This is a genomic window from Streptomyces sp. PU-14G (assembly GCF_041028275.1).
Taxonomy (GTDB): Bacteria; Actinomycetota; Actinomycetes; order Streptomycetales; family Streptomycetaceae; genus Streptomyces.
In genome coordinates this window covers 1-2,193 of the sequence record NZ_JASKYT010000611.1, presented here as the reverse complement: position 1 = coordinate 2,193, position 2,193 = coordinate 1, and the positions used below count along the sequence as shown (strand labels likewise).

2 protein-coding genes are annotated in these 2,193 nt (G+C 70.6%); one reads left to right on the top strand and one right to left on the bottom strand.

Annotated elements, in window-relative coordinates; all coding sequences use genetic code 11:
* Positions 1-89 precede the first annotated feature (89 nt).
* On the top strand, positions 90-1,295 hold the full coding sequence (locus tag AB8Z75_RS34010; protein ID WP_369208860.1) for a pyridoxal phosphate-dependent aminotransferase: 1,206 nt from the start codon (positions 90-92) through the stop codon (positions 1,293-1,295).
* 277 nt (positions 1,296-1,572) lie between these two features.
* Here the strand turns inward: AB8Z75_RS34010 and AB8Z75_RS34005 are convergent, their stop codons facing one another.
* Positions 1,573-2,103: a YbjN domain-containing protein gene (locus tag AB8Z75_RS34005; protein WP_369208858.1), complete on the bottom strand. Its 531-nt coding sequence runs from the start codon at positions 2,101-2,103 to the stop codon at positions 1,573-1,575.
* Positions 2,104-2,193: the final 90 nt, after the last annotated feature.

Sequence of the window (2,193 nt, the reverse complement as noted above, 5' to 3'; positions counted from 1 at the left end):
GGGCAGGAGATGCCGGGCATCTCCTGCCTGGAGGGGGCGGGGACGAAGCGGAGTTGAGTAAGACCAGAGCTTGCCGGAGGATGACGGCCATGACTGCTGGCCACGCTGGTGCCCCGGGCGGGCGTCCACTGCTCAACCGCCGCCTCGCCGAGTTCGGCACCACGATCTTCGCCCAGATGTCCGCGCTCGCCGTCGAGACCGGCGCGATCAACCTCGGCCAGGGCTTTCCCGACACCGACGGCCCCGAGGCCGTCCGGGAGGCCGCGGTGCGCGCCGTGCGGGACGGGCGAGGCAACCAGTACCCGCCGGGCCCCGGCATCCCCGAACTGCGCCAGTCCGTGGCCGAACACCAGCTCCGCTTCTACGGGTTGCGCTACGACCCTGACACCGAGGTGCTGGTCACCGCGGGTGCGACGGAGGCGATCGCGGCCTCGCTGCTCGCCCTCGTCGAACCCGGTGACGAGGTGATCGCACTGGAGCCGTACTACGACTCCTACGCCGCCTCCATCGCCATGGCGGGCGGCACCCGGGTGCCGGTCACCCTGCGCCCCGACGCCGCCTCGGGGACGTACCGCCTCGACCTGGACGAACTGCGCGACGCGGTCACAGAACGCACTCGCCTCATCCTCCTCAACACCCCGCACAACCCCACCGGCACCGTCCTGACCCGCGACGAGCTGGCCACCGTCGCACAGCTGTGCGTCGAGCGGGACCTGCTCGCCGTCACCGACGAGGTGTACGAACACCTCGTCTTCGACGGCGCCCACCATCCCCTCGCGGGCTTCCCCGGCATGCGCGAGCGCACCGTGACCATCTCCTCCAGCGGAAAATCGTTCTCGCTGACGGGGTGGAAGGTGGGCTGGGTCACCGGCGCCCCCGAACTGGTGACCGCCGTGCGCTCGGCCAAGCAGTACCTGACGTACGTCTCCGCCGGACCCTTCCAGTACGCCGTCGCCGAAGCCCTGGCCCTGCCGGACGACTACTACTCCGGCCTGCGGGACGGCCTGCGAGCCCGCCGCGACCTGCTGGCCGGCGGGCTGCGCGAAGCCGGGTTCGGCGTCTTCGCCCCGGCAGGCACCTACTTCATCACCACCGACATCCGCCCCCTCGGCGCCACCGACGGGATCGACTTCTGCCTGTCCCTCCCCGGGCGTGTGGGCGTGGTGGCGGTGCCCACCCAGGTCTTCTACGACCACGAACCCGCCGGCGCGCCCTACGTCCGCTTCGCCTTCTGCAAGAGGGAGGACGTCCTGGAAGAAGCGGTCAGGCGGCTCCACGGGCTCGCCGGGGACTGAGCACTGAGCAGGACGGAAAGGGCGGCCGTCCCCCGTCGGCCGGCCGCCCTCCCCGCCGGCCGGCCCCCCGTGGCCCGGCCGTCTCCCCCGTGTGCGCGGTGATCGCCCGCGCTGGATGACGACGAGTCTTCCGCCGGCAGCGGGCTCGCGGTACCTGACAGGTGTCAGGGCGGCCGGCCGGCGAGGGCCGCACCTCGAACAGCAGCACGAGGGCCGGGGCGCGCACCACGCGGGCGTGCACCCCGGCCCTCGCACCGCGGCCGTGGTCTCGGGACGGCTAGGAGCCCTCGCCGTCGCCCTCGGAGGAGTCGATGTCCTTCTCCAGGCCGAACTGCTCCACCAGCCACTTGTCGAACTCGATGGAGGCCCGCACCCAGCTGACGGTGCTGGAGACGAAGTGCTCCAGCGAGACGCCGGTGCCGATCAGCATCTGCGCCTCGCCGATCAGGCGGACACTGCCGTCGTCGTGGGTGTGGCTGTAGACCTTCGGCCACAGCGTGCGACGGTTCCAGTCGTCGATGGCCTCGAGGAGCTTGGGCTTGTCCTCGATGGAGTGCTGACGGTCGTAGAACGTACGGACCGAGAACACCTGCTGCTCCGCCTCCCCGCGGAACATGAAGTAGGTGCGGAACTCCTCCCACGGCGCCGCGAGGTCTCCCTCGTCGTCGACGACGTACTTCAGCTCCATCTGGTCCAGGAGCTGCTTGACGAGGTCTTGGTCGGGGAGGATCGGACCGGTGGGACCTGACTCCTCCGGCTCCTCGGGCTGGCCCCCGAAGTTAGGGATCGAGGACGGGTCGATGCTCACGTGGGTGTTTCCCTTCATACGGCTTCGGCCATCCTCCCGCACGGGCCCCCCGCAATGACAACCCTGGAGGGTTGACCCCCTGTTTGGCCC

Excerpts from the sequence above, each read along its gene's own strand:
- AB8Z75_RS34010 (WP_369208860.1), top strand. The coding sequence starts at position 90 with ATGACTGCTGGCCACGCTGGTGCCCCGGGCGGGCGTCCACTGCTCAAC.